This window comes from Vibrio sp. CCUG 15886 (assembly GCF_028570825.1).
Classification (GTDB): domain Bacteria; phylum Pseudomonadota; class Gammaproteobacteria; order Enterobacterales; family Vibrionaceae; genus Vibrio; species Vibrio vulnificus_B.
Genome location: NZ_JAQQBT010000025.1, coordinates 1 through 21,061 on the forward strand (window position 1 = coordinate 1; position 21,061 = coordinate 21,061).

The 21,061-nt window shown below is 41.0% G+C and carries 23 protein-coding genes and 1 pseudogene; 22 read left to right on the top strand and 2 right to left on the bottom strand.

All coding sequences use genetic code 11. The features are described 5' to 3' along the window. Positions 1–94: 94 nt before the first annotated feature. The 14 genes and pseudogenes from PQQ36_RS21295 to PQQ36_RS21405 all read left to right on the top strand — a co-directional run bounded on the left by PQQ36_RS21295 (position 95) and on the right by PQQ36_RS21405 (position 12,162). Positions 95–919 carry a DUF4238 domain-containing protein gene (locus PQQ36_RS21295; RefSeq protein WP_273662544.1) on the top strand — a complete coding sequence of 275 codons (825 nt, stop codon included), beginning with the start codon at positions 95–97 and terminating at the stop codon, positions 917–919. Between the two features lie 1,252 nt (positions 920–2,171). Then, complete coding sequence (locus tag PQQ36_RS21305; protein WP_273662546.1) at positions 2,172–2,543, top strand: hypothetical protein; 372 nt, start codon at positions 2,172–2,174, stop codon at positions 2,541–2,543. A 164-nt stretch (positions 2,544–2,707) separates the two neighbouring features. Next, on the top strand, positions 2,708–2,941 hold the full coding sequence (locus PQQ36_RS21315; protein ID WP_039553812.1) for a hypothetical protein: 234 nt from the start codon (positions 2,708–2,710) through the stop codon (positions 2,939–2,941). A 739-nt stretch (positions 2,942–3,680) separates the two neighbouring features. Next, on the top strand, positions 3,681–3,902 hold the full coding sequence (locus tag PQQ36_RS21325; protein ID WP_047706151.1) for a VF530 family DNA-binding protein: 222 nt from the start codon (positions 3,681–3,683) through the stop codon (positions 3,900–3,902). Positions 3,903–4,058: 156 nt separating this feature from the next. After that, a complete protein-coding gene (locus PQQ36_RS21330; RefSeq protein ID WP_273662549.1) occupies positions 4,059–4,565 on the top strand; it encodes a hypothetical protein in 507 nt (168 codons plus the stop codon). A 258-nt stretch (positions 4,566–4,823) separates the two neighbouring features. Continuing rightward, positions 4,824–5,045, top strand: a complete 222-nt coding sequence (locus tag PQQ36_RS21340; protein WP_000076907.1) for a VF530 family DNA-binding protein — start codon at positions 4,824–4,826, stop codon at positions 5,043–5,045. Between the two features lie 60 nt (positions 5,046–5,105). Continuing rightward, the gene (locus tag PQQ36_RS21345) at positions 5,106–5,690 is read left to right on the top strand and encodes a GNAT family N-acetyltransferase (protein ID WP_273662552.1); all 585 of its coding nucleotides are present in this window, start codon (positions 5,106–5,108) and stop codon (positions 5,688–5,690) included. 135 nt (positions 5,691–5,825) lie between these two features. Further along, complete coding sequence (locus PQQ36_RS21350; RefSeq protein ID WP_224642478.1) at positions 5,826–6,230, top strand: DUF7674 family protein; 405 nt, start codon at positions 5,826–5,828, stop codon at positions 6,228–6,230. Positions 6,231–6,273: 43 nt separating this feature from the next. Continuing rightward, positions 6,274–6,846: a hypothetical protein gene (locus tag PQQ36_RS21360; protein WP_419836183.1), complete on the top strand. Its 573-nt coding sequence runs from the start codon at positions 6,274–6,276 to the stop codon at positions 6,844–6,846. A 602-nt stretch (positions 6,847–7,448) separates the two neighbouring features. Continuing rightward, positions 7,449–7,964, top strand: a complete 516-nt coding sequence (locus PQQ36_RS21370) for a GNAT family N-acetyltransferase (protein WP_011080342.1) — start codon at positions 7,449–7,451, stop codon at positions 7,962–7,964. 585 nt (positions 7,965–8,549) lie between these two features. Continuing rightward, entirely contained in the window at positions 8,550–9,230 is a 681-nt protein-coding gene (locus PQQ36_RS21375) for a hypothetical protein (protein ID WP_273662555.1), read from the top strand. Positions 9,231–9,437: 207 nt separating this feature from the next. Continuing rightward, entirely contained in the window at positions 9,438–9,728 is a 291-nt protein-coding gene (locus tag PQQ36_RS21380) for a YkgJ family cysteine cluster protein (RefSeq protein WP_273662557.1), read from the top strand. 1,600 nt (positions 9,729–11,328) lie between these two features. Further along, a pseudogene (locus PQQ36_RS22695) lies at positions 11,329–11,514 on the top strand (hypothetical protein). A gap of 273 nt (positions 11,515–11,787) precedes the next feature. After that, the gene (locus PQQ36_RS21405) at positions 11,788–12,162 is read left to right on the top strand and encodes a hypothetical protein (protein ID WP_044023867.1); all 375 of its coding nucleotides are present in this window, start codon (positions 11,788–11,790) and stop codon (positions 12,160–12,162) included. 129 nt (positions 12,163–12,291) lie between these two features. Here the strand turns inward: PQQ36_RS21405 and PQQ36_RS21415 are convergent, their stop codons facing one another. After that, positions 12,292–12,876, bottom strand: a complete 585-nt coding sequence (locus PQQ36_RS21415; RefSeq protein ID WP_080931236.1) for an outer membrane beta-barrel protein — start codon at positions 12,874–12,876, stop codon at positions 12,292–12,294. Positions 12,877–13,560: 684 nt separating this feature from the next. On the opposite strand from PQQ36_RS21415, the gene PQQ36_RS21420 reads away from it, so the two are divergent. The 5 genes from PQQ36_RS21420 (at position 13,561) to PQQ36_RS21460 (ending at position 16,618) form a co-directional block, all read left to right on the top strand. Further along, positions 13,561–13,863 carry a hypothetical protein gene (locus PQQ36_RS21420; protein ID WP_118893581.1) on the top strand — a complete coding sequence of 101 codons (303 nt, stop codon included), beginning with the start codon at positions 13,561–13,563 and terminating at the stop codon, positions 13,861–13,863. Between the two features lie 149 nt (positions 13,864–14,012). Then, positions 14,013–14,300, top strand: coding sequence for a hypothetical protein (locus PQQ36_RS21430; protein WP_273662561.1), 288 nt, complete (start codon positions 14,013–14,015; stop codon positions 14,298–14,300). A 132-nt stretch (positions 14,301–14,432) separates the two neighbouring features. Beyond that, on the top strand, positions 14,433–14,942 hold the full coding sequence (locus tag PQQ36_RS21440; RefSeq protein WP_140213378.1) for an AAA family ATPase: 510 nt from the start codon (positions 14,433–14,435) through the stop codon (positions 14,940–14,942). 716 nt (positions 14,943–15,658) lie between these two features. Continuing rightward, entirely contained in the window at positions 15,659–15,982 is a 324-nt protein-coding gene (locus PQQ36_RS21450) for a hypothetical protein (protein WP_263226825.1), read from the top strand. A gap of 162 nt (positions 15,983–16,144) precedes the next feature. Continuing rightward, positions 16,145–16,618 carry a hypothetical protein gene (locus PQQ36_RS21460; RefSeq protein ID WP_061058585.1) on the top strand — a complete coding sequence of 158 codons (474 nt, stop codon included), beginning with the start codon at positions 16,145–16,147 and terminating at the stop codon, positions 16,616–16,618. Positions 16,619–17,273: 655 nt separating this feature from the next. Here the strand turns inward: PQQ36_RS21460 and PQQ36_RS21475 are convergent. After that, entirely contained in the window at positions 17,274–17,591 is a 318-nt protein-coding gene (locus tag PQQ36_RS21475; protein WP_072599303.1) for a YceK/YidQ family lipoprotein, read from the bottom strand. Between the two features lie 784 nt (positions 17,592–18,375). Between PQQ36_RS21475 and PQQ36_RS21485 the strand changes: the two genes are divergently transcribed. The 3 genes from PQQ36_RS21485 (at position 18,376) to PQQ36_RS21505 (ending at position 20,913) form a co-directional block, all read left to right on the top strand. After that, positions 18,376–18,843, top strand: a complete 468-nt coding sequence (locus tag PQQ36_RS21485; protein WP_043921028.1) for a cold shock domain-containing protein — start codon at positions 18,376–18,378, stop codon at positions 18,841–18,843. A 159-nt stretch (positions 18,844–19,002) separates the two neighbouring features. Beyond that, entirely contained in the window at positions 19,003–19,482 is a 480-nt protein-coding gene (locus PQQ36_RS21495) for a hypothetical protein (protein WP_052687816.1), read from the top strand. A gap of 618 nt (positions 19,483–20,100) precedes the next feature. Beyond that, positions 20,101–20,913 carry a hypothetical protein gene (locus tag PQQ36_RS21505; protein WP_273662569.1) on the top strand — a complete coding sequence of 271 codons (813 nt, stop codon included), beginning with the start codon at positions 20,101–20,103 and terminating at the stop codon, positions 20,911–20,913. Positions 20,914–21,061 lie beyond the last annotated feature (148 nt).

The following is a 21,061-nucleotide window of genomic DNA, read 5'->3' on the forward strand; positions in this document are numbered from 1 at the left end:
CCATGCGTTGCGTGTAGTGTTTAAGGTGGTATGCGTCGGCATCGGTATTGCGTTGCTCACACCTTAACAGGGCGTTAGATTAATGGAGATGAAATTGAATAAGCAAAACAAAAAAAAGCATCATTTTCTACCTGAAGTTTACCTTAAAGGTTTCACTCAAAGTGATTCAAATGAACTATATGTACTAAATAAGGAATGGGGCAATATCAGTTCCAAGCACCCTGCACAGGTAATGTATGACCTTCATTTGTATACATTAGAAGGGTATGATAACCCTCTAATTATTGAGGATTTTTATTCTGAGGTCGAAAGTGAGTTGGCAGGTGCATTTGAACTAATTGAAAAATTGCGCCATGACCCCAATATGTATCGTTCTCTAAAAGAAAATTTGGATTTTCATAAGCTAATGAAAATTCTAGTTGCTTTTCAGTTTTGGCGCGCGCCTGCTCAAGACGAGTTAGCCAGAAAATATGCTGAAAATCTATATGAACTGTACTTGAATTTGCCTAAATATACCAAGTCAACAATTGAATTTGATGAAGGTTTCATCAAGTACCTTTATGTGAATAGGCATGTAGAAGCGAACTTAAAATTAATTCAGAATATGGTTCTCCCTGTCGTTACGTTCCAAATTTATGACGATAGTTATATAGATTTCTATTTCTATGTTAGTCAAACTGTCGAAGGGTTAGTTTTGACTTGTGACAACCCTATATTATTTGAAAATGAAAGTAGCTTATTTAACTTCAGGAACTTTATGTTCCCATTATCTAAGAATGTAATTATGGGTTCAGGTTCGAAAGACAGTAGTTTTCTTATCGGTGACTTTAACACAGCAATTTATGAGCAGGCATCTACTCATATTGTTGGTGCCTCAAAGGATATGTTAAGAGAGTTCAGTGTTAAAAGGGGCAATTAATCTAACAAAGCGTTAAAGCGGGACTTGGCACGCGTGGCATTTTTGGTTTGCAGTTTGTTTAGTGGTTAAGGCGCAATGCGTTCACGTTTGTAGTGCGTGCCTGCGCCCCTTAACGCGGCGTTAGTTTGCAAGAGGAAAAACGCAGCTATATCGCAAGACCTAGTGGTAAAAGCTCAAAGTTTAAGTTGTCGTATTGGCTTTCAATTTCAGTGTTAACCAGCGTGGTGAAAATTCAAAATTGGCATCGTTTCAACGGTTGATTTGTTTTTTGGTGCGGCGACTTTTGGTTTACCTGAGTCGAACTTTTTTGCTGAAACTCTGCTCGTTGAGTTTGTCGGTACAAAAGCCGTACTACTCGCTGAAATAGCGTTTTCTCTGGTGTGGTAAGTTCATGTGGTTTCAGTGGCTTTGTTGAAAGTCCGCATTGTGAGATTGGTTTTCCAAAAGCGCTTTTTGGTGTTGTTAGTTCGTTTTTTGCGGCGTTGTTTGTTCCACGTGGTTTCATTGAGTAGCCGCTTTGAGACTACGCCTGACTTAAGTGCATCAACACACATAAAGTTTGTTGTTTGCAAAGTTTAAAATAACGTAAAATCAACGCTTTGGGTTTGCAAACTAACAAACTGCTCAAGAGGGATTCGCAACGCGTGGCATTTTTACTATGCGTTGGTTTAAGTGATTAAGGTGGTATGCAGCGGCTTCGGTATTGCGTTGCTCACCCCTTAGCAGGGCGTTATGTGTTAAGAAGTAATCGGAGATAGCAGCGCGAAAGTGATACCAATAAAAGCACTGAAAAGAAAGGTTATTCACGGGTGGAAAAGTTTGGGTAACAATGCCAAAGACAGCGTCAAAGTTGTAAAACGGCCAAATAAATCTGCTTATCTGCTGTCTCTTGAGCTAATTACCTGATTACCAAGTAAAATAGAACACCAGAGGTAAACCCAATGCTGCTAAGGTTTTTGCCTACAAAAATACTTATGTTGTTGATGATTTCCTTCACGATTTAAGCCTTCCGTTGGTTGAATAGCCATCAATACTATTAACATATTCATTCATTTGTCAAATTTTAGGCAATAGGTTAAATGTAGGCAGTAAGCTGCATTTGGTGTACACACATAACAAGGCGTTTAAGCGGGATTCATGCCGCGTGGCATTTTTTGTATGCGGTGAGTTTTAGTGGTGAAAGTGGTCTGCGGAAAGTTGGTTGAGGCGGCAATCACCCCTTAACGCAGCGTTATACGAATGAGGAGGATTCGTGAAAAAGTGGAAGTTTGTATTCTGGGTAATGTGTTTCTTAACGGTTTTAAGCATTATTCAACTCCCGTTTTCTGAAGAGTTAAGTATTGGAGCATTTATAGGCTCATTTATATCCACAATATCTCTTGTCAGCTTCTACGGCTTCAGTTATCGAGTTGCTGTCGGTAGCAAAGTGCTAGCGATCATCATCTTTGGGATAAATGCACTTTCCATGCTGGGCTTTGCGATATTTAGTGTGTTCTTCTTACTGACTTATCTAAGCCCGGGAACCTTGTTCTTTTTCGTTACAGGAATGGGACTAATGTTTGTTTACCTGTATCCGTTGTATATGTATGCATTTAAATCTACAGAGATTTGGCAGCTGGATTAATTCGTATAACAAACTGTTTAAGAGTGATTCGCAACGCGTGGCATTTTTACTATGCGTTGTGTTTAGTGTTTAAGGTGGTATGCGGGAGCTTCGTTATTGCGTTGCTCACACCTTAACAGGGCGTTAGTTGCTAGAAGATAAATTCGTATCAAAGGAGAAGCAAGGTGGTACATGCTTACGGCGCTGAGGAAACAAAAGCGTTCTGTTGTAACTGCAAAAAAGTTACGGTTCATAAGTATGAGAGCTTTTCAAAAATAGAACCTAAAACTGAAGCAAGAGGTTTCTTGTCTGGGTTATTTGCTGCAATAGCAAGTGCTTTGATGGAAGGTGAACCAACAGGTGATTATAAGTGTAAGGTTTGTGGTACTAACCTTAGCACGCCAGACTACTTGGACTAAGTTCTTTGGCAAACATCAGCTACGCAACTAACAAGGCGTTTAAGTGGGATTCATGCCGCGTGGCATTTTTGGTATGCGGCGAGTTTTGGTGGTGAAAGTGGTCTGCGGGAAGTTGGTTTGTGCGGCATTCACCCCTTAACGCAGCGTTATGTTTAATCACGTAAAATCAGTTGCTTGCATCTTTTCTTTGCTTTTTGGTTTTGGTCTTATCGGCAAGCTGAGTTTATTGGTTGCAGTTTTCTGGACCTCAATTCGTGGGCGCTAAAAATTCAGAGAGTTGCCTCATTGCAATGCAGTGTTTTGGTGAGGTGAGTGCAGCTTGCTCAGTTTCAAAGTTAGAGCTTCAGCTTTCGTTTCTCACGTTGAGATTCAATGCCAATTCAATCAATTTTATGAGTTAATTCAGTTTTTTAGCCTATGGTTTTGGTTTGCAAAGGTAAGTCGAGTTAAGCTCTTGGTATCGTAAACTCAACCCTTTGAGTCTTAAACATAACAAGGCGTTCAAGAGGGATTCATGCCGCGTGGCATTTTTGGTATGCGGTGAGTTTTGGTGGCGAAAGTAGTCTGCGGAAGGTTGGTTTGTGCGGCATTCACCCCTTAACGCAGCGTTATGCAAATATTCAATCAGCCGATTTTCCAGTGCTCAGGTCTAGGCTATTGGCGAAAATAAATTGGCTAACTGACTACAGCATTCTGGTAAACTGCGACCAAACTAAGCGGTATTATTAGGATCCAAGCGATGAGCCAAGAGCAACCAAACAACCCTTTACATGGATTAACCTTAGAGAAGATCCTTGTTCGTTTACAAGAGCACTATGGTTGGGAAGGGTTAGACAGAGAAATTCAAATTAACTGTTTTTACAGCAATCCATCAATCAAATCTTCTCTTAAGTTTTTGCGTCGCACACAGTGGGCGAGAGACAAGGTTGAGGCTTTGTATATAGAGACGTTTTGCCGTTAAGAACATTTGCATAACAAGGCGTTAAAGCGGGATTCATGCCGCGTGGCATTTTTGGTATGCGGTGAGTTTTGGTGGTGGAAGTGGTCTGCGGGAAGTTAGTTTGTGCGGCATTCACCCCTTAACGCGGCGTTATGCCTTTTATCAAAAAGTGAGAGTATGAAGAAGCCTATTAATAAATTAGTCGTATGGGCGACGGTACCTTTGACCATATATGCTCTAATTGATATAGCATCTAATATCAGAGGATTACATGATAAATACGAAGACTATCTTTCTGGGTACTCAATTATTAGGGATCTATTGTATGTCTGGATTCCTAAACTAGCAGAGTTGCCGAGTTGGTTTACAGCCTATATTGCAACAGGCTTTCTATTCAAATTTGCGTTAGTTCTGTTAAAAATGCTTCACCCATATAGTAAACAGCCAAGTTGGGGTGAGGTTCTGCTAACAGCAGTCCGTCATATACTAGCTTGGCCAATTGTACTAACTAACTTTGTACGTATTGCATTTTTTGCATGGAAAAGGGGCGATCTTCAAAAATCTGAGCAAGAGCTTGGTAGCAAAAACTACAATGCTCTAACTTATGTGAAGTCAATTTTCCAATATATAGGCGTTGTCTTGATAGGCTTTGTTATCATTTCAGTGGCAATTGGGGCGTGGTAGCACAGGCATAACAAGGCGTTCAAGTGGGATTCATGCCGTGTGGCATTTTTGGTTTGCAGTGAGTTTTTGTGGTGAAAGCGGTCTGCGGAAAGTTGGTATAGGCGGCATTCACCCCTTAACGCAGCGTTATGCAAATATTCAAATCAGCTGATTTTCCAGTGCTTAGGTCTAGGCTATTGGCGAAAATAAATTGGCTAACTGCCTACAGCATTCTGGTAAACTGCGACCAAACTAAGCGGTATTATTAGGATCCAAGCGATGAGCCAAGAGCAACCAAACAACCCTTTACATGGATTAACCTTAGAGAAAATCCTTGTTCGTTTACAAGAGCACTATGGTTGGGAAGGGTTAGACAGAGAAATTCAAATTAACTGTTTTTACAGCAATCCATCAATCAAATCTTCTCTTAAGTTTTTGCGTCGCACACAGTGGGCGAGAGACAAGGTTGAGGCTTTGTATATAGATACGTTTTGCCGTTAGAACATTTGCATAACAAGGCGTTCAAGTGGGATTCATGCCGCGTGGCATTTTTGGTATGCAGTGAATTTTGGTGGTGAAAGTGGTTTGCAGAAAGTTGGTTTAGGCGGCATTCACCCCTTAACGCGGCGTTATGCTTTAGAGGAAAATATGGAAATCAGAAGAATCAATCAGGATGATTTAGATAGCTTTGTAGCGCTCTGGCAAGGTGTATTTGATGAAGGGGCTTACCTTAGAAATCCTCCACCACCAAAAGAGAAAGTTTTAAAGGTGCTCTGTAAAGTCGAACAGCTTAAATTCCCCAATTTTGTTGCTTTATCAGCCGGAAAGGTAGTGGCTAGTATTGAGGCATTTCCGGGTTCAATGTGCGGTTTAGAATGCGATGATGTTGGATTTGTTGGTGCTCAAGTTCATGCAGACCTTAGAGGCAAAGGTTTGGGAAAAAAGTTACTGAAACAGGTCATTTCAGACAGCAAAAGGTTTGGTTACAAAGAGCTCAGGCTTGAAGTTTACAAGTCCAATATTGCAGCTAGAAAACTTTACGAAAAGTTTGGGTTTAGCTACGTAGGTGAAGGTGAGGAAATTACTTTGCCTAATGGTGAAATGACGCAGAGTTTGAAAATGAGGCTATCGATAGCCCAAGCATAACAAGGCGTTTAAGAGGGATTCATGCCGCGTGGCATTTTTGGTGTGCGGTGAGTTTTGGTGGTGAAAGTGGTGTGCGGAAAGTTCCTTTATGCGGCATTCACCCCTTAACGCAGCGTTATGTTTCCGGAGGGAAAGTTGAATTATCCAGAGTGGGATGGGTCTGTAAGTGATAGAGTTCTTATCAGTGAGTTCTATGACCAATTACTGAAACGATATCCAGAAGTCCGAGAGGATATAGAGTTTAATGAAGGTTTGTTGCACCTTGATATGGCTAGTTTGCAGAGAGTGGCGGAAAAACTGTGCAAAGAGAGGAAGTTAGCTGAACTAGAAAGTTGCTTTCTCTGGGTTAACTCTTTGTTTTGCCGGAGTAGAAATGAATTGTTAAACGCCATAAATGTTTCATTTCTAGAGTGCTTTCTGTATTCCCCATACCTGAGTAAACAGGAGTTCAAAAATGCTATGCCCCCGGAGTTGTATCAAGGCTATGAAGAAATAATGAGTTATATCGAGGAGCTGGGGAAACAGAGTATTTCACAATAAGTACTTGAAACATAACAAGGCGTTCAAGTGGGATTCATGCCGCATGGCATTTTTGGTATGCAGAGAGTTTTGTGGTGAAAGTGGTCTGCGGAAAGCTGGTTTAGGCGGCATTCACCCCTTAACGCGGCGTTATGTACTTGGAGGAAATATGGAACAAATCAACCGAGTAGAACGTTATCTACAAAGAATTAGAAATGTTTATTCTGGTGAGAATCATATTTTGTGGGATGATCGAAAATCAGTTGAAGATGATATTTTGTCTTTCTTTATTCACTGTCATCATCTCCATGAATGGGTCGCAAACCTGAATGTAGTGGGTATTTCGCACAAAGACTTAAAACAGTTTATCGAGTCACACGAATCACTTAAAATTTGTGCAGATTTAGCTAATCGTTCAAAGCATTGTAAACTCACCAGAAAGCAATGGTCACAAGTTAAACCACACTTATCCGGCACTCAATATCAAAGTAATGGTAATGCCGATTTTCCTGGTATTTCGGGTAAATTCTCGGTTGTTACCCAAAATGAAATCATCGATGTGCTAGAGCTTGCAGAGTCGTGTTGGAAGCATTGGTCTATCTATTTAAATGATCTACAAAAATTAGCACGCACATAACAAAGCATTTAAGAGTGATTCTCAACGCTTGGCATTTTTATTCCAACGTTGAGTTCAGTGTTTACGGTGGTAAGGTTAAGTTTCGTGGTCGCGTTGTTCACACCTTAATGCGGCGTTATGTTTAATCACGTAAAATCAGTTGCTTGCATCTTTTCTTGGCTTTCTAATTTCGGTTTTATCGGCAAGTTGACTTCAGTGGCCGCTGTTTACTGGACTCCAATTCGTGAACGCTAAAAAATTCTGAGAGTTGCCTCATTTAAATGTAGTGTTTGGGTGAGGTGAGTGCAGGTTGCTCAATTTCAAAATTTGAGCTTCAGCTTTTCGGTTTCTGACGTCAAAATTCAATGTCAGCACAATCAAATTTATGAGTTAATTCAGTTTTTTAGCTTCTGATTTTGGTTTTCAAAGCTAGTTCGGGTTAAGCTCTTGGTATCGTAAAACTTAACCCTTTGAGTTTTAAACATAACAAGGCGTTCAAGAGGGATTCATGCCGCGTGGCATTTTTGGTATGCGGTTAGTTTGGGTGGTGAAAGTGGTCTGCGGAAAGCTGGTTTAGGCGGCATTCACCCCTTAACGCAGCGTTAGGTGAATTTGGGGAAATAATGCAGCAAATTTTGGAAACTGAACGTTTAATTCTTAGATCATTTAAGCAGTCTGATGCTGAGCAAGTATCAGTATTAGCTGGTGATAAACGAATCGCAGAAATGACGGCAAACATACCGCATCCATACGAAGTTTCAGATGCAATTTCATGGATTGAAACACATGAAATTGGTTTTGCCAGCGGAGAGAGTATTGTTTATGCGATTGTACATAAAGAATCGTTAGAGCTTATTGGGGCCGTGAGTTTGCCAAGCTTAAAAGATGGCCAAGGTATATTAGGTTATTGGTTGGGTGTCGATTTTTGGGGGCAGGGTTATGCGACAGAAGCTTCAAAGGCGCTAATTGAGTACGCAAAAGAATCTCATGGATTGAGAGAGTTAAAGGTTATGCATCTTGTTGGTAATGCTCGTTCAAAGTCAGTTATCGATAAACTTGGCGTTACTTACATAGAAAATCAAACACTTCGTATGCAAGGTGGTGAACGAGAGGTTTGTGTTTATATTTCAGCGGTATAAATTCACCTAACAAGGCGTTCAAGTGGGATTCATGCCGCGTGGCATTTTTGGTATGCGGCGAGTTTTGGTGGTGAAAGTGGTCTGCGGGAAGTTGGTTTGTGCGGCATTCACCCCTTAACGCAGCGTTATGAGTTTCAGAGAAATGTATGAAAGAGTTTTGTAAACAGTGTTCTAAGCACAGAAACGAAAGGCGTCCTACAACACCCTCAAAACTAGCTAGTGCTCTTGAAATGATAAGGGGTTGCGTTGCTAACGGCGAATTATTGGAAACTCCATTGAATGATGAGCCTTACTACACAAACTTCGATTCCATTAGGACAGGGGAATGGCCAGATATCATTTGGTGTGTTTTTCAGTGCTCAACATGTGGCAAGATATTCGAACTAAATGCCATGACATATGTTGGCACCGCTAGCAATCGTTTTGGTGAACAACTTAGAGAACACTCATAACAAACAATTCAACAGTGATTCGCAACGCTTGGCGCTCTCACTTCGGGTTGAATTAAGTGTTTACGGCGCAGTGTTTAAGTTCAGTGTTTGCGCTGCTCACACGTTAATTGGGCGTTAGGCAAAAGGAGATAATTTGAAGTATTTGCGTATCATGTTTTTGATAGGAATAGGGGGAAGCGGTCTAGTGTTCTCCTTTTTACTATTAGTACACGGTTATCTAAATGGAAGTGAGTTCGTAGCATTGTCTTTCGGGATTGCGTTGCTATCACTAGTAGCAGCTTTCTGGAAAGACGTATCTGAGTTATCTATTGGTGGCAATATCATTAAGCTGCGAGAAGTTAAATCGGAGCTCGAAGATACCGTCGTGGGTTTAAAATCATCGACGATTGAAATGCTTAAGATGCACATCAAGTTAGTCAGAAACCCAGTGAGTAGCGGCTTTTATTACGAAGGGGCTAACAAAGATGAAAGAATTGACAATTTCTGGTACATCTACGGAGTAATAAAAGAGCTAGGTATTGAAAAAGAGCTAGCGAGTGAACTCAAAGAGACACTCGATGTTTTATTACGAAACCAATTATTTGCTCTTGGGTGCTTGTGTCGAAAAACTATCCATGAATCATATTCAACGCCATTCGACTCAACCACAGCGTTACCTGCAACTCGAGATCTTCAGAAGCTAGCTGTAAAGGACGTAGAGTCGAATATTTCAGCGTCGGGTTCGCAGAAATCACCTGACGCGTTCCAAGACTATGTTCTTGATGGAGTAGAGCATTATGATAGGCTTTTGAAACTCTTTGAGAAATTTGCCTAACAAGCAATTTAAGAGGGATTCACAACGCTCGGCATTTTTTCTTCGACTTCAAATTTAGTGTTTATGGCACAATGCTTTAGGTTGGGTGGTAGCGTTGCTCACCCCTTAATTGGGCGTTATGGCTCACAAGACAAGTAATCTCAGAAATGAAGGTTGTTCGCATCAAATTTACGGTATCATGCGCAATTGACTAAACTGTAGTTACTTATGCTTATACCAACTAATACACCTTCTTCCTCAAATGTATCTTGCTCAAACTGCAAAGCTTGCTGCTGTCGTCTTGAAGTTATGATTATCTCTGATACCGGCGCGCCAGAAGAGTTCATCGCACGTGATCAGTATGGAGGTGAAACAATGATGCGATTAAATGATGGTTGGTGTGCGGCTTTAGATAGAAATACTCTAATGTGCGCAATTTACGAAAATCGTCCTTGGATATGCCGCGAATTCGAAATGGGTTCTAGTGAGTGCTTAGATGAACGTGTTAAGTTTATATAAAACAACGGATTAGATTTTTGTTTATTCGTGAGTTGTAAGCCATAACAAAGCGTTCAAGAGGGATTCATGCCGCGTGGCATTTTTAGTATGCGGTGAGTTTTGGTGGTGAAAGTGGTCTGCGGAAAGTTGGTTTATGCGGCATTCACCCCTTAACGCGGCGTTATGTTTAATCACGTAAAATCAGTTGGTTGCATCTTTTTTTGCTTTCTCGGCTTTATAATTTTGGTCTTGTCGGCAAGTTGACTTCAGTGATCGCTGTTTGCTGGACTTCAATTCGTGGGCGCTAAAAATTCAGAGAGTTGCCTCATTGAAATGCAGTGTTTTGGTGAGGTGAGCGCAGCTTGCTCAGTTTCAAAGCTAGAGCTTCAACTTTCGTTTCTCACGTTGAGATTCAATGCAAATTCAATCGAATTTATGAGTTAATTCAGTTTTTTAGCCTATGGTTTTGGTTTGCAAAGGTAAGTCGAGTTAAGCTCTTGGTATCGTAAAACTTAACCCTTTGAGTCTTAAACATAACAAGGCGTTCAAGAGGGATTCATGCCGCGTGGCATTTTTGGTATGCAGTAAGTTTTGGTGGTGACGTGGTCTGCGGAAAGCTGGTTTATGCGGCATTCACCCCTTAACGCGGCGTTATGCTTAATTACGTAAAATCAGTGGTTTAGTGCTTTTCTTTGTTCCCTCGGCTGATTTGTTTCGAGTTAGTCGGCAAGTTGGCTTCATTGGGCGCTGTTTTTCGGACACTTATTCTTTGGCGCTGAAAATTCAGAGAGTTACCTCAATCAATTTTCAGGTAAGCGCGAGGTTAGGGCGGTTGGCACAATCAGAAATTTGATCTTAGGTTTTTGAGTTTTGATTACCAAATTTCAAAGTCTGATTTTCAAAACTATGAGTCATTTCGGTTTTCTACGTTTTGGCTTTTGTTTGTGAATCAAAGCCGAGTTAATCTTGTTTCCAGAAAAACGTAACCCATTGAAGCTTAAGCATAACAAGGCGTTCAAGAGGGATTCATGCCGTGTGGCATTTTTGGTTTGCGGTGAGTTTTGTGGTGAAAGTGGTCTGCGGAAAGTTGGCTTAGGCGGCATTCACCCCTTAACGCAGCGTTATGCTTAATCACGTAAAATCAGTGGTTTATATTTCTCTCTGTTCCCTCGGCTGGTCAGTTTCGAGTTTGTCGGCAAGTTGGCTTCAGTAGGCGCTATTTTCCGGACACTCATTCTTTGGCGCTGAAAATTCACAGAATTGCCTCAATCAATTTTTGGGCAAACGCGAGGTTAGGGCGGTTGGTGCAATCCGAGATTTGATCTCAGGTTTTCGTGTTTTAACTGCCAAGGCTCAAAGTCAAAATTTCAAAATTATGAGTCATTTCAGTTTTTTAGGTTTTGCCTTTTGTTAGCTAATCCTAGTCGAGTTAATCTTGGTTCTAGTAAAACTTAGTCCTTTGAGTCTTAAACATAACAAGGCGTTCAAGAGGGATTCATGCCGCGTGGCATTTTGGGTTGGCAGTGAGTTTTGGTGGTGAAAGTGGTTTGCTGAAAACTGGTTTGGGCGGCATTCACCCCTTAACGCAGCGTTATGCTTAATCACGTAAAATCAGTGGTTTATGGTTTTCCTTTGTTCCCTCAGCTTTTGGGTTATGTGCTCGTCGGCAAGTTGACTTCAGTGGGCGCTATTTTCCGGACACTCATTCTTTGGCGCTGAAAATTCAGAGAGTTACCTCAATCAATTTTCAGGTAAGCGTGAGGTTAGGGCAGTTGGCTCAATCAGAACTTTGAACTTAGGTTTTTGAGTTTTAGCAGCCAAATTTCAAAGTCTGATTTTCAAAACTATGAGTCATTTCGGTTTTCTACGTTTTGGCTTTTGTTTGTAAATCAAAGTCGAGTTAATCTTGTTTCCAGAAAAACGTAACCCATTGAAGCTTAAGCATAACAAGGCGTTCAAGAGGGATTCATGCCGCGTGGCATTTTTGGTATGCGGCGAGTTTTGGTGATGAAAGTGGTCTGCGGGAAGTTGGTTTATGCGGCATTCACCCCTTAACGCAGCGTTATAGCTCAGGGGTAACATGAAGTATAAGTTAATTAAATCAATGGCTCACAACTTCACTCACTCATTTGTTGGTGGGTGCAACTATGTTGATGACGCATTTATATTTGAAGATTTATATACTTTAGCTCGCCTGAACAAAGGTAAGCCAGTTCAAATTTCTTGGGTTCCAGCTCGTACTGAGGAGTTGTTTAGGCTTACTCCGAGAATTAGAAAATCAATAGGTTACTACCGAGAATGGCTTCCAAAACATGCAGCTAGTCACAATGTTTCTTTAGATCGCCTTAAAGAGTTTTATCTTCAAGTCTACATGGCTAAAAATCACCAGATATATGTTAAAGCCATTACAGTTGATGATCGGGGTAAGAGAGTTGAACAATACGTTTACGCTTGAGCTATAACAAGGCGTTCAAGTGGGATTCATGCCGCGTGGCATTTTTAGTGTGCGGGTAGTTTTTGTGGTGAAAGTGGTCTGCGGAAGGTTGGTTTAGGCGGCATTCACTCCTTAACGCAGCGTTATGCATCACTCAAACTCATATATAAGATTCATAAAGATATTTGTCTCTTCTGTACTAATGACGTAATACCCCAAGTTACTATCGTAACCTGAATAATTTTCGTCATAGGTTTTTAACCATTCAATTTGCAAAGCTATCGGGGAGTGATTTTTTACCTGAAATCCTACTCCATAGGCTATGTCAGTGTCATCATCGGATATAGAGTCGATACTAACCTCATGGCGTCCAAATCCAAAGAGACCATAAATTTCAAAATAGTCATTGAAGGGTACAATTAGTTTGCCAAAAACACCAAAGTAAGAATCTTGAGATACTTCGTAATCCATAAATGTTGCTTTTGAGATATTACCAAAGCCTCTAAACTCTAATGCTGTGTTTTCGGTAAGTCGATAGCCAATAATCATACCTAGTAGTGAGTTGTCATTAATGCTGGTCTCATATTGGTCTCCATCTACTTTGAGAGTAAGATCGATGTTGGCGAACATAAAGCCAATGCCGCTATATAAGTTACTATCATTTTCCTGATTCGCACTTACAAAAGATGAGCAAAACAGCAATGCACATGCTGAAATTGATTGTACTAGACGCATTGTTACACCTGACGTTGTATATAATTTTATTATTAAGGTATAGTTCAAGAATAATATCAGTCAAGATGCATAACAAAACGTTAAAGAGGGATTCATGCCGCGTGGCATTTTTGGTATGCGGCGAGTTTTTGTGGTGAAAGCGGTGTGCGGGAAGTTTGTTTGTGCGGCATTCACCCCTTAACGCAGCGTTATGTTTAGTCACGTAAAATCGTTGGTTGCATCTTTTCTTTGCTTTCTCGGCTTTCTAATTTTGGTCTTGTCGGCAAATTGGCTTTCGGTGATCGCTGTTTTCTGGACTCCTATTCGTGGGCGCGAAAAGTTCAGAGAGTTGCCTCATTGAAATCCAGAGTGTAGGCGAGGTGCGTAAAGTGATTTTGATTTCAAAGTTAGAGCCCCAGTTTTTCGATTTCTCACGTTAAAACTCAAAGTCGGCACAATCAAAATTATGATTTAATTCAGCTTTTTAGCGTCTGATTTTGGTTTACAAAGGTAAGTCGAGTTAAGCTCTTGGTATCGCAAACTCAACCCTTTGAGGCTTAAACATAACAAGGCGTTTAAGTGGGATTCATGCCGCGTGGCATTTTTGGTTTGCAGTGAGTTTTGGTGGTGAAAGTGGCCTGCGGGAAGTCGGTTTGTGCGGCATTCACCCCTTAACGCGGCGTTAGGCTAATCAGGGAGAGAATGATGTCACTTTGGGTTTTAATACCGCTTTCATTTGTTCATATTACTGTTGGTGGAGCAATTGGTTTTGGTTTAGTTTTTGCGGCTTGTGCTGAGCGTGGAGTGACAATGTCTCAGTTCAGTAATGATGTGTGTGTGGCTTTATGGTTCGCTTACACAATATCGTTGCTTTTAAGTGTTTTCTTGGTTATCTATTTTTATCTGACAGATAGTGATGCGTCTTACTTTTGGTGGTACGCGATGCCATGGATGTTACTGATTGTGCTTATCACTTATTGGAGATCATCGATCGTAAAATTAGCCTAACAAACAGTTCAAGTGGGATTCAGCACGCGCGGCATTTTTGGTATGCGGTGGCTTTTGTGTTGAAGTGCTATGCAGAGGCTTGGTCATTGCGTGCTTCACCCCTTAACTGGGCGTTATGTGTTCATAGCGAATGTCTCATGGAGGAGATAATGAAAGACCCAGATATTGAATTCTCCAGTTGGAAACTAGAGCGGAAAAAGGGAATTCTTAGATTTGTTGCCCGCACTTCGTTTCCCGCTATTTTAGGCGTGATGATCGGACGAAGTATTGACCCAATATTTATGTCAGGAACAGCTTGGAGTTGGGCGCAAACTACAGACATATTATTTAGTGGTTTCTGGGGTGCGTTTGGTGCCATTCCACTCAGTTTAGTGGTTTGGCAGTGGCGTGAGAAAAAGTATAAACGTCATATGGCTCAGTTTGAGCAACACACATAACAAGGCGTTTAAGAGGGAATCATGCCGCGTGGCATTTTTGGTATGCGGTGAGTTTGGTGGTGAAAGTGGTCTACGGAAAGTTGGTTTATGCGGCATTCACCCCTTAACGCGGCGTTAGCATGCGGGAGTAATATGAAGAAAATTCTCATCATCGGTAATTCTGGCTCAGGCAAGAGTTGGTTGTCGAAACAGTTATCCCGAAAACTTCAGTTGCAAGAAGTTAACTTGGACTCGATTGTATGGGAGCCAGGTGGCTATAATCAAAAACGCTCCACCGGAGCAATCGAAAATGAAATTGCTAGTATAAAGTCTCAATGCAACTGGGTAGTTGAGGGAGTATTTGGTGCTTTAGCCGAACAGCTTATTTTTTCTGCTGACATGCTGTTGTTTTTGGATTTGGAATGGTCTGAATGTGAAAGTTCTCTTTATGCTCGTGGTTCGGAGAGCTCGAAGCAACTTAATGAGGAACAGGCGGAGAAGAATTTTCGTGAATTATTAAAATGGGCTTCTGAATACTCAGTTCGCGAATCCAAAAGTTCACGGCAGTTCCATCAGCAATTGTTAAGAGATTTTCATGGTACTAAAGTACGTTTCACTACACGCTCTCAAGTGAATGAGTTTGTAGCGGAAGCAACATGCTAACAAACAGTTCAAGAGGGATTCAGCACGCGTGGCATTTTTGGTATGCGTTGGTTTCGGTGTTGAAGTGCAATGCGGTGGCTTGGTCATTGCGTGCTTCACCCCTTAACTGGGCGTTATGTTTACTTGTATTTCAAAGGCTTAAAGGTCTTGGGCTTTAGTTCTTTGTCCCTCTGGCAATTCGTCCCTAGTAGACTCAGCAAATCCGCCTTGTCGGCCTAAGGTCTTGAATCTCTCAGCCCGTAAAACATGCCAATGTTCGCGGGTTGCTTCATTGTCAGGTCGTGGCGGTTGGCTTCGGGTTTAACTGGCTCAAAGTCGCTTTGAGGTTCTTAGCCAATTAGCATCCTGCCTTGGCAGTTGCCTCGGCAATTCAACATTGTTTTGCGCTTTGGTTGGAAAGAAAGGGTGTTTGTTGTTGCTCGGTCGTGTTGCCTCATTGGGCAGGGAAGTGGAATTACTCGTTTTAGGTTAGTCGCCTTTGGTGGTCAAGTTAGTTTCAGCCTTTTGGTTTACTTCAGAAAACTGGTCGGAAGTAGCAGTTCTTTCTCAAGGAAATCATGCAGTTGTGGTAAAACATAACAATCAATTTAAGAGGGATTCACAACGCTCGGCATTTTCGCTTCTACTTCAAATTTAGTGTTTATGGCACAATGTTTAGGTTTGGATGGAGGCGTTGTTCACCCCTTAATTGGGCGTTATGTTTTTTGGGAGAAACGATGGAATTTAAGCTAGAAATCTATGCACCTGAAACAGAAGTTATAGCCATTCGTGATGTACTTAATTCAGTTGGCGCAGGTGTTGTGGGTGATTATGACAGCGTTATTTCTATTGTGAAAATTTCAGGATTCTGGAGACCAACGGAAACCTCGGAGCCTGTTACCGGCGAGAAAGGTAAAATTAACTTTGGTGAAGAGGTCAGAATTGACGTTAGATGCCAAGAGCCTTTAGTTCAAGCTACTCTTGATGCTGTTCGAAAAGTTCATCCTTACGAAGAACCAGTCATAAACGTTTTACCGCTATACAATCATAAGTTTATCTAGCTAAGTCAGCACAAACATAACAAACTGTTTAAGAGTGATTCGCAACGCGTGGCATTTTTACTATGCGTTGGTTTTGGTGATTAAGGTGGTTTGCGGAAGCATCGGTATTGCGTTGCTCACACCTTAACAGGGCGTTAGCCTTCAAGTTTGATATGGGTAGTTATGGAAATACTAAGCAAATATGCATCTGAAATTATTGCGTTGTGCGCACTGTTTTTAACTGTGTACCAAGCCAGCAGTCAGCGTCGCCAAAATCGTATCTCACTAAAACCTCACCTGGATCTATTTACAGAACGCTTTTTTAAAAATGGTGTGGGTCGTATTGAAATTTATCTAATAAATAATGGTTTAGGCCCAGCGTTCATTGAAACGTTTGATGTAGCACTTGGTGACAAAAACTATAGTGCTAGAGATGTTCTTACTGCATTATTCGGCGACAGATCAGACGCCTTTAACTACACAGAGTTATCTAAAGGCTACGCTATTGCTCATAATCAAAGAATACGCTTACTATCCGTGGATTTTCCGGCTAAAGACTGGGCTGAAGTTAGTAGTCTCGAAGAAAGTATCAGCTCACTAAGGCTAAGTATTAATTATAAGTCTGTTCATGGACAAGCCTTCTCGCTAAACGATTAAAGGCTAACAAGGCGTTCAAGAGGGATTCATGCCGCGTGGCATTTTTGGTTTGCAGTGAGTTTTGGTGGTGAAAGTGGTCTGCAGAAGGTTGGTTTAGGCGGCATTCACCCCTTAACGCAGCGTTATGCTTAATCAAGTAAAATCAGTGGTTTATGGTTTTTCTTTGTTCCCTCAGCTTGTCAGTTTGATGTTTGTCGGCAAGTTGGCTTTTGTGTGCGCTATTTTCTGGACATCCATTCTTGGTCGCTAAAAATTCTGAGAGTTGCCTCAATCAATTTTCGGGCAAGCGCGAGGTTAGGGTGGCTGACTCAATCAGCAATTTGATCTTAGGTTTTTGAGTTTTAGCGGCCAGATTTCAAAGTCCGATTTTCAAAACTATGAGTCATTTTGGTTTTCGACGTTTTGGCTTTTGTTTGTAAATCAAAGTCGAGTTAATCTTGGTTCTATTAAAACGCCACCCATTGAAGCTTAAGCATAACAAAGCGTTCAAGCGGGATTCATGCCGCGTGGCATTTTTGGTTTGCAGAGAGTTTTGTGGTTAAGTTGGTCTGCGGGAAGTCGGTTTAAACGGCATTCACCCCTTAACGCGGCGTTATGTGTTCTTCCAACACCAGCGTATCTACTGGTGTTGGAGCCTAGAAAGACAGCGTCAGTTCTAGATCATAGGGCCTCTGGGGCAGCCAATTGAAATTACTTCCCCGTAGCTTGTTGTGGGCGTGAATATCATGGCTAAATCAAAGGGTAGAAAAACAACATCTGTAGCTAAATTTATTGGTACTGCCATTAACGATAAAGGGCTTAAAGCGTAGTCGACCGCTGTTCCCCGAAAGAAGCAAGGCAGACGGACTACTGACAATGCCGTTCCGGAAAATGGTTTGCCATAACCTCCGTAACCATGTGCATCCATCGATGAGCAGCCAGACGTTAAAGTAACAAGTAGTAATGATAGTACTATTTTTAAACTGAATTTCATTTACCTAGACCTTAGCTAACGTTTTATTAATGAATGAATATCAGATAACTTTATAGCTAGTGCTAATTGTTTTCTAATGATTGGTCGTTTTTGAATCAAAAAATGTGCTATTGACGAAGAAATACTAATTTTCATAGAGTTAGCAAACACATAACAAGGCGTTTAAGCAGGATTCATGCCGCGTGGCATTTTTGGTATGCGGTGGTTTTTGGTGGTGAAAGTGGTCTGCGGAAGGTTGGTTTATGCGGCATTCACCCCTTAACGCAGCGTTATGAGTTAAAAAGTATCCAGTCGTACTGCTATACGTTGTAGAGAAAAAGAATTATGGGGCATAAATTACCTCCAGAACAGCTAGAATTATATAATAGGATTGATGAGATTCTTTATTACAAGTGGGACCCAATCGGAGTATCAGATAGTGATTGGGCACGAGATGAATACCAGTCTTATTTACCGCAACTATTTAGCTTGGTGAGGCAAAGTCAATCACCACAAGAAATCTGCAAGTATCTAACAGAGTCAACTCAATATATGGGTCTGCAACTATCGAGGGATCATGATTTAGCTGTTGCGAAGTTAATCCTTGAAGTTAAGGATTCGTTAGATATTGAGTGAATCCAGCGCATCTAAACTCATAACAAGCAATTTAAGAGGGATTCCCAACGCTTGGCATTTTTGCTTCTACTTAAAATTTAGTGTTTATGGCACAATGCTTTAGGTTGGGTGGTAGCGTTGCTCACCCCTTAATTGGGCGTTATGCCTTAACGTGAAAACGGGAGAATATATGAAAGGGAAGATTCTTCGCTGGGTTGATGAACGTGGGTTTGGGTTCATTAAATCTGATGAGCTTGATGGCGACGTATTTGTTCATATATCCAAGTTTCCCCAAGGCTATCGTCGCCCACAAGTAGGTGATCATGTAGAGTTTCATCTGGCAAATAATCAGCCTAAATTAAGTGCAGCAAGTGCTCGTTTAATTGGCGTGGAACCTCAAAAAACAAACTCTCTTTCAGTTGTAATATCAGCAGCTGTCCTAGGTTTATTAGGTGCTGGATTATACGTGTTTCTTATCGAACCTAAACTGAACCCAGCGTATGAAAATATGGGTTTTAGTTGTGAAGGTAAAACGTACTGTAGCGAAATGGTGTCTTGTGACGAAGCTAAGTTTTATTTGTCAAACTGCCCGAACGTAAAAATAGACGGCGACCGTGATGGCATCCCTTGTGAGAGCCAGTTATGTGGCGGCTGGTAGTATCGGCATAACAAACAATTTAAGAGTGATTCGGCACGCGTGGCATTTTTGATATGCGTTGGTTTTAGTGGTTAAGGCGGTATGCGGCGGCATTGGTATTGCGTGCCTCACACCTTAATTGGGCGTTATGTTTATCTAATTAACTAATGAGGAAATTTAATGGTCGTACTGTTTTCAGTTTTAGGTGTTCTGGCCTATCTTTTCGGGTTTATGGTGTTTGGTACAGCAAAAAGTTCTATTCATGAAGGCGTTGCGTTGCTTGTTATCTTAAACGGTACAGTTTTCATTGTTGGAGCGGCTATAGTTCATTCAATTAAAAGTAATAGTGTCGAATCAGTAGAAAATGTTAAACCTAGTAGTGATCAAAAAATTGAACCTTCATTTTCTGAGGATAGAGATGAAAGGTTATCGAAGGAAAATAGTGATATTAAGCCTGAAGGGCTTTCTGAGAACATTGACAATCAAGAAACACCTCAATCAAGCGTAAATTTGCAATTAATCAGCGAATTGAAAGGTAAGAAATTAAAGCTTGGTTTCAACTCTACTTTTAATGTATGCGAAATATGTAGTCAATCCAACACGGGGCAGCTAGTAGAAAATCACTATGTTTGTAATGCTTGCAAAGATAAGTACTTGTAAAATATAAACATAACAAAGCATTTAAGAGTGATTCCCAACGCATGGCATTTTTCATTTCATCGTTGGGTCTTGTGTTTAAGGTGGTATGGTTCAGTTTCGTGGTAGCGTTGCTCACACCTTAACGCGGCGTTATGCTTAATTACGTAAAATCAGTGGTTTAGTGCTTTTCTTTGTTCCCTCGGCTGATTTGTTTCGAGTTAGTCGGCAAGTTGGCTTCATTGGGCGCTGTTTTTCGGACACTTATTCTTTGGCGCTGAAAATTCAGAGAGTTACCTCAATCAATTTTCAGGTAAGCGCGAGGTTAGGGCGGTTGGCACAATCAGAAATTTGATCTTAGGTTTTTGAGTTTTGATTACCAAATTTCAAAGTCTGATTTTCAAAACTATGAGTCATTTCGGTTTTCTACGTTTTGGCTTTTGTTTGTGAATCAAAGCCGAGTTAATCTTGTTTCCAGAAAAACGTAACCCATTGAAGCTTAAGCATAACAAGGCGTTCAAGAGGGATTCATGCCGTGTGGCATTTTTGGTTTGCGGTGAGTTTTGTGGTGAAAGTGGTCTGCGGAAAGTTGGCTTAGGCGGCATTCACCCCTTAACGCAGCGTTAAATTTACGGGGAAACTATGAAGGTAACTTTTGATTCAAATGTTTGGGAAAATATAGTTTCTCCAGATAGTGATAAACCATCGGTTTACGAAAGTTTAAGTCGGGATATTTGTAATAATGTAATTGAGCCATATTTCTGTGAAATTGCTCTTTCCCTTGAATCAATCTTCAAGGCTGATCGCTTGTCTCATACTTCAACATACAAACCAAAAATTGAAGTGGTCACAGAAGAATTTGATGGAAATCATTTTCATGGAGTGGTGGGCTTTGGCCCGGACAATGATGCTCATCCGGGAATGCATTCTGCACTAGCTTTCAAGTATTCAAAAGCAGTTGAACTAGGTTTCAAAGTAATCACGATGACTAATATTGGAACGGCTAGAGCAAAAGAAATCCAAGATAAAACAAAGGTTAACTTCTCATCTATCGATGAATTTTGGGTATATGCTGATCGACTGAATGAATGTTCAAAGTTTATTGAATCTTTGGGCTGTGGTTCAAGTTCATACCACAAGCTTGTAGAGCATTATGGTATAAAAATGTCTCCGTATAAAAGGCTAGCTCAAATGGCGTCAAAGACCGAAATCAAGAAATTTGCCGCTTCAGTTGCTGAGTGGGCTGATGGAGACTCTATTTCCGCTCACTATGCATTTGGTAACGACTACTTTTGTACAAATGATCAAGCTCGGAATGCTGGTAGTCAGTCTGTATTTCATTCTGACAATCTACGTTTAGTAGCAGAGAAGTTTGGGGTACAAGTAATAAGTCCAGAGGAACTTGTAAATTTAACAAAGCATTTAAGACGGATTCCCAACGCTCGGCATTTTTAGTTTACTTCAATTTCGGTGTTTACGGCACAATACTTTAAGTTCAGTGGTCTGCGTTGCTCACCACTTAATGCGGCGTTAGGCGACGGGCAGGAACGTTCTTTGTTCTCATCTTCTTTGTTCTCATCTTCTTAGTTCTCATCTTCTTAGT